Raw genomic sequence first — 6755 nt, forward strand, 5'->3', positions numbered from 1 at the left:
CAAACACAAATCCCCAGGTCAACAGCGCGACACCATGCCAAACAAGACCGGCCATGTCGCTGCGGACACGCGCGATCGGCCGACGACGGGAGGCCGGTGCCTTCAGCCTTTGCAGAGCACGTCACCTTCGTGGTGACGGCGCTCCTTGATTGTCCCCATTGACGCTCACTGAAACTCCCCACCCGTGTGGCGCCGGCCACGAGCAAAGCGCGGCATCGAGCGACGCTCGCATCGGCGCCGACACCGACAAGATGCGCACCCTCTCCACGGATGGCCTGTCCGCCTCGAGGCACCTCGACACGCGCACAGGCGACGATCGTCGACCGCACGCCGGTTCACGCCCGGCCCCACCACCGTGCAGTGGACCCTCTCCGTCGGCCGGCTCAACGCGCGCAGTGCGCCTCCCCCGGCCGGATACGCACGGGGACTACCGTGTGAACTGTCGCCAGGCCAGGCTCCATGGCCTTCGCCGCTCCGGCGCAGCCGGCTCCAGCGTCGGCGCCGACCGGTTCAGACTCTCCCGCGCCGCGGCGACACGCCGCCAGCCGGATTGCCGCTCCGATTCCCACAACGAAGGACGCACACAGCGCATGACTGGAAGCACCTCTGAGCAGATCCACCACTCACTGTTCTCGAATTTCGACGACGGCGTCGACGCCCCTGCCGACCACACGCCCATCCCGTCACGCCGCGGAGGCACACGCCCCGCCGGCGATCGCCGCCGCTCCGGCGGCGACACGCGTCGCCGGTAGCGACGCGGTCCCGGATAGCCTGGCCCCTCCCCGCGCCGTCGACTTTCACGCAGCTCGAGGCCCCACGGTGTGCGGGTGCCGTGTTCCGGGGCGATGCCGGTCCGGTTCCTTCGCGCGGCGCAGCGCCCAGACGAGCGCCCTGCGCTTCCATGCCGAGGCCACGCTCCAGCCGCCGGCCCCTTGGTGGACCGCACACCGGCCGCATCCGACGCCGACGAGGATCCACGGAGGGCGCCCACCGCCCGGGAGTCCCTGCCTGCAGCACACATGCTCACCCCCTCCGGGTCGACGCCCCGGGTCTGCCCTCGGCGATTGACCAGGTGCGCAGGGCGAAGCGGGCGACAAGGATCTCCGCGGAAGCCGATTAGACGCCGGCTCCGGTTCTGAAACATTGACCACCACAGACGGCGATCCGCCAGGAAAGCCGCCCGCGGCTGTAGGGAGACGATCACCGCAGTGTCACCGCGGACCGGCGCCGCGCGCCTCCGGTGCATCGCCGCACGATCGTCGTCGCACTCCCCATCGGGTTGGCCTGCGCGGCGCCAGGCACCGCCGACTGCGCGATGCGCCCATCCCCGCGGTGTGCGCCGCTTCGTCGGCCACGGCACGCGCAGCGGCCTCGGCGAGCATCACGCAGGTCGCCTCGAGCGTGTCCGTACTCATACCGTGGTGGTAATCGGCCCGCTCGTCGTGCTCTTCGGGGGGCGCCGCACCGAGGCCGCAAGTGCCTCTGCGGAGTCGGGCGCCCCTGCAGGTGCGCCCAGAGGTGCAGGTCGAATCGGCACCGCAGAGCGATGCCGCACAGTGCTCGCCCTGCCTAGCGTCACACGCATGGCACACATGAAATCGCGTTCGACGCGCAACCAGACCACGGCGCTTGCGGACGCGCACGCAGTCGAACTGCACGACGTGTCCCGGATCTTCGGCAAACGCGGGACGGCCGTGCGTGCACTGGATGGAATCTCGGTCGACTTTCCGCGTGCCCAGTGGACCGCGGTCATGGGTCCATCGGGCTCCGGAAAGTCGACCATGCTGCACTGCGCCGCGGGCCTCGAAGGCGTGTCCAGCGGAGAGGTCCGCGTCGCGGGAACAGACATCACCGAGGCATCGAGCGAGGCGCTCACGGCACTGCGCCGGGGAACGATCGGATTCGTCTTCCAGAGCTTCAACCTGCTCAGCGCCCTGACGGCGGAACAGAACGTCTCGTTGCCCCTGCGCCTGGGCGGACAACGGGTCTCCACATCGGACGCCCGCCGCGTGCTCGCCGACGTGGGACTCGCCGACCGTGCCAAGCATCGGCCGCGTGCGCTCTCCGGGGGACAGCAGCAGCGTGTGGCCATTGCACGAGCGATGGTGACCCGCCCCGCCGTGCTTTTCGCGGACGAGCCGACGGGCGCTCTCGATTCGACGTCCGCGAAGGTGGTGCTCGACCTGCTCCGCGACATGGTGGACAGGTCGGGCCAGAGCATCATCATGGTGACGCACGATCCGGCGGCGGCGGCACGCGCAGACAGCGTGCTGTTCCTGTCGGACGGAAGGATCGTCGACAGGCTTTACAACGCGACGTCGGCAGAGGTCGCCGGACGGCTCGCCGCGATGGAGAAGTGACGCATGTTGAAGCTATCCTGGAGCACATTCCGTGAACGCTGGCAGCTGTTCATCGGATCGATCCTCACCGTCGGGTTCGGCGTTGCTCTCGTGCAATCGTCGCTTCTGATCCTTTTGTCGGCGGTGGGATTCGAGCCGGCGCCGGGGCTGGACGCGCTCACCCGGGCGCAGATGCTCAACAGCTCGGTGCTGGCCGTTCCGGTGATCGGAATAACCCTGGCGCTCGGATTGATGTTGACGATCGTCATCGTCAGCTCGACGTTCGCGTTCACCGTGTCCCAGCGCAGGAAGGAACTCGGACTCCTCCGCCTCGCCGGCGCCTCCCGCACGCAGGTACGCAGACTCCTGCTGTCGGAAGCGGCCCTGCTCGGGCTCGCCGGTACGGCGCTGGGTATACCGCTCGGGCTCTCCGTCATGCGGCTGCAGTCGTCGATGCTCGTCTCGTTTGATTTCCTGCCGTCCGGCTTCCGCCCCGAGTGGCAGAGCTGGGTCGTCGCGGTGTCCATCGCGATCGGCCTGATCGTCGCTCTCGCCGGCGTGTCGGTGGCGTCGCGCCGCGCAGGACGGGTGCGTCCGCTCGATGCGGTGCGGGACACCGGGGACGAGGCACGTGTGATGGCGGCGTCCCGCTGGTTCTTCGGCGTCGCGTTCCTCATCATCGCCGCACTGCTGATCGTCGTCTCGCAGTCGCTGGATCCCTCGGGCGCAATGCCCCTGATGATGCTGGTGGCGCTTGCCGGAGCTGTCGGCCTCGCCGCGCTCAGTCCTGTCGTGGTCCCACCGGCCGGCCGCGTGGTCGGACTGATGTTCCGCGGCCATCCCACTGCCGAGCTGGCCGCCGCGAATATCCGCGACGGGGTCCGACGGAGCGCATCGACGGCGGCGCCGCTCATCCTGCTCGTCGGTCTGGTGGTCGGGCTGCTCAGCACCTCGCTCGCGCTGACCACCGCGTCCGAGATGACATTGCGGCGTGATACCACCGCGGATCTGGTGGCCACCACGCCGCCGGACGAGGCGACACGCATCTCGAACGTGCCGGGAGTCGCGTCCACCTCAGTGGAAACAGACGTCCCTCTTGTCATCACAAACGGCGACCACGGAGAAGACGAGCTGGGCGGCGACGTGCAGGCCGGCCACGCGAGCGTCGTGGACCCGGGCGATTTCCGGGAGTCCCACCGGCTCCAGCCGGTGGCCGGCAGCCTCGACGCCCTGCATGGCCAGGCCGTGGCGCTCGGTCCGGGGCGCACGGGCGAGCTCGGGTTCGAGCTCGGCGACACCATAGATCTCCAAATCGGTGATCGCGCACTGCAACTGCCCATCGTCGCCGTCACGCCCATCGAGCCGTACGGCGGCTCGGACCTGTTGCTGCCGGCCGGATCCCTGCAGCTGCCCGAAGGAGTGGCAGAATCGGCGCGCACATTCGTTTCCCTCTCCCCGGGAGCCGACCAGGCCACCGTGCAGAACGCGATCCAAGAGAGGATTTCCGGCACAGTCGCCGACACCGACGAGTGGGTGCAGGACCAGGCTGCGGCCCAGCAGAACACCCAGCTGAGGATCTTTGTCGTGTTGCTGGGGCTGTCGAGTCTGTACACCCTGTTCGCCGCGATCAACGCGGTCGTCATCGCGGCCTCGAACCGCCGACCGGAGCTCGCTGCGACCCGCTTGGCAGGCTTGACCAGAGGCCAGACGGTGCGGATGGCCGTCCTGGAATCGGGAGCGGTGGCGGCCATCGGCATCGTTCTCGGCGGGGTGGCCGCCAGCGGGACGATCCTCGGAATGCGGGGTGCACTTGAACGCATGACAGGAGTGGGTGTCATCGAGATCCCCTGGCCGGCCGTCGCCGGGCTCATCGGAGGCACGTTGCTCGCCGTCGGCCTCGCGAGTTCGCTCACCGCCCGCGCAGCCACACGCGTGAATCCGATCGCCGCGGTGTCGAGCGACTGAAAGTACCGTGCCAGGTCGACGGGGCCCGAACCTCGGCGGAAAGCATCTTCGCCGAGGTTCGGGCCCCCTCTAACGCCACATCCACGGCCGGCACGCCGAGGAACTGGACCCCGAACAGCACCGGGACGGCCGCTCCAGCGGGTCGGAACGGGAACCAGGCGCCGGCTCCGCCGGACCGCGCGGCTGCTGCACCGGAACCTCGACGTGCACTCGCCCCCGGTCCCCTTCGCCGCCGCGGGCCTCGAGCGAGGCGCCCTCGACACCGGTCCTCACTCGCCGCCGTCGAGGCGCGGCCGCTCGCCGACCGGCCGCGGTCCGACCGGCCTGGCGGCGTTGGTGGGCCGGGAAAAGGGTGCCGATGCAAACGTGTCGGGCCCGGCACCCCCTAAGGGGGGCCGGGCCCGAAACGATTCAAATATTGTGCGGCAGTGACCTACTCTCCCACACCCTGAGGGTGCAGTACCATCGGCGCAGTAAGGCTTAGCTACCGGGTTCGGAATGGGACCGGGCGTGACCCTCACGCTATAACCACCGCAACTCCATGCGACACACACCCACACGCAGTGAACGTGGGTGTTGCCTCAGACACCGGACAGTGGACGCACAAACAACCAGACAACTTCATGGGTAAGCCTACGGCCTATTAGTACCGGTCACCTCACACCCCTCACAGGGCTTCCAGCTCCGGCCTATCAACCCCATCATCTCTAGGGGGCCTTACCCCACAAAAGGGGAAAGAAACCTCATCTTGGAACAGGCTTCCCGCTTAGATGCTTTCAGCGGTTATCCCTCCCGAACGTAGCCAACCAGCAATGCCCCTGGCGGAACAACTGGCACACCAGAGGTTCGTCCGTCCCGGTCCTCTCGTACTAGGGACAGCCTTCCTCAAGTTTCTTACGCGCGCGGCGGATAGAGACCGAACTGTCTCACGACGTTCTAAACCCAGCTCGCGTGCCGCTTTAATGGGCGAACAGCCCAACCCTTGGGACCTACTCCAGCCCCAGGATGCGACGAGCCGACATCGAGGTGCCAAACCATCCCGTCGATATGGACTCTTGGGGAAGATCAGCCTGTTATCCCCGGGGTACCTTTTATCCGTTGAGCGACACCGCTTCCACAAGCCAGTGCCGGATCACTAGTCCCGACTTTCGTCCCTGCTCGACCCGTCAGTCTCACAGTCAAGCCCCCTTGTGCACTTGCACTCAACACCTGATTGCCAACCAGGCTGAGGGAACCTTTGGGCGCCTCCGTTACTCTTTAGGAGGCAACCGCCCCAGTTAAACTACCCACCAGGCACTGTCCCTGAACCAGATCATGGTCCGAGGTTAGAAGTCCGATACGATCAGAGTGGTATTTCAACAACGACTCCACACCGGCTGGCGCCGGCGCATCACAGTCTCCCACCTATCCTACACAAACCGAATCACACACCAATACCAAGCTATAGTAAAGGTCCCGGGGTCTTTTCGTCCTGCCGCGCGTAACGAGCATCTTTACTCGTAATGCAATTTCGCCGAGCCTGTGGTTGAGACAGCAGAGAAGTCGTTACGCCATTCGTGCAGGTCGGAACTTACCCGACAAGGAATTTCGCTACCTTAGGATGGTTATAGTTACCACCGCCGTTTACTGGGGCTTAAATTCTCAGCTTCGCGGCCCCGAAGAGCCACTAACCGGTCCTCTTAACCTTCCAGCACCGGGCAGGCGTCAGTCCGTATACATCGTCTTACGACTTCGCACGGACCTGTGTTTTTAGTAAACAGTCGCTTCTCTCTGGTCTCTGCGACCACACCCAGCTCCCACCGCACGGGTGTTCACCGGACATGGCCCCCCTTCTCCCGAAGTTACGGGGGCAATTTGCCGAGTTCCTTAACCACAGTTCTCTCGATCGCCTCGGTATTCTCTACCAGACCACCTGTGTCGGTTTGGGGTACGGGCCATGACACCACTCGCTAGAGGCTTTTCTCGACAGCATAGGATCACAGAATCCCCCACACCGGGGTCGCATCGCCTCTCAGGCCACATGAGGCACGGATTTACCTGCACCTCGCCCTACGGGCTTACACCAGTATTACCACTGACTGGCTCTGCTACCTTCCTGCGTCACCCCATCGCTTGGCTACTACCAGATCAGGTCCCACGCATCCACCACACGCCGGCACCCGAAAGTGCACGACACGGGCTTCAGGATGGTTAGTATCACTGATTCACCACGGGCGCGATATCACGGGTACGGGAATATCAACCCGTTGTCCATCGACTACGCCTGACGGCCTCGCCTTAGGTCCCGACTCACCCTGGGCGGATTAACCTGGCCCAGGAACCCTTGGTCATTCGGCGGACGAGTTTCTCACTCGTCTTTCGCTACTCATGCCTGCATTCTCACTCGCGCAGCCTCCACGGCTAGATCACTCTGCCGCTTCCCCGGCTACACGACGCTCCCCTACCCACCCA

At 65.8% G+C, this 6755-nt stretch carries 3 protein-coding genes and 2 rRNA genes (1 of these 5 only partly in view); 3 read left to right on the top strand and 2 right to left on the bottom strand.

Going from position 1 to position 6755, the window contains the following annotated elements; all coding sequences use genetic code 11:
* Positions 1-590: 590 nt before the first annotated feature.
* The 3 genes from FO059_RS18415 (at position 591) to FO059_RS14100 (ending at position 4304) form a co-directional block, all read left to right on the top strand.
* Positions 591-752, top strand: a complete 162-nt coding sequence (locus tag FO059_RS18415; RefSeq protein ID WP_158726877.1) for a hypothetical protein — start codon at positions 591-593, stop codon at positions 750-752.
* A gap of 831 nt (positions 753-1583) precedes the next feature.
* Positions 1584-2360 carry an ABC transporter ATP-binding protein gene (locus FO059_RS14095; RefSeq protein ID WP_233267129.1) on the top strand — a complete coding sequence of 259 codons (777 nt, stop codon included), beginning with the start codon at positions 1584-1586 and terminating at the stop codon, positions 2358-2360.
* A gap of 3 nt (positions 2361-2363) precedes the next feature.
* Positions 2364-4304 (top strand): ABC transporter permease, encoded by a 1941-nt coding sequence (locus FO059_RS14100; RefSeq protein ID WP_143909641.1) that lies wholly within the window; start codon positions 2364-2366, stop codon positions 4302-4304.
* 420 nt (positions 4305-4724) lie between these two features.
* Here FO059_RS14100 and rrf read toward each other — a convergent pair.
* Positions 4725-4840: ribosomal RNA gene (rrf, locus tag FO059_RS14105) — 5S ribosomal RNA — on the bottom strand.
* 87 nt (positions 4841-4927) lie between these two features.
* Positions 4928-6755, bottom strand: a 23S ribosomal RNA gene (locus FO059_RS14110) (it continues 1319 nt past the right edge of the window).

It is taken from the genome of Tomitella fengzijianii, from assembly GCF_007559025.1.
GTDB classification, from domain to species: domain Bacteria; phylum Actinomycetota; class Actinomycetes; order Mycobacteriales; family Mycobacteriaceae; genus Tomitella; species Tomitella fengzijianii.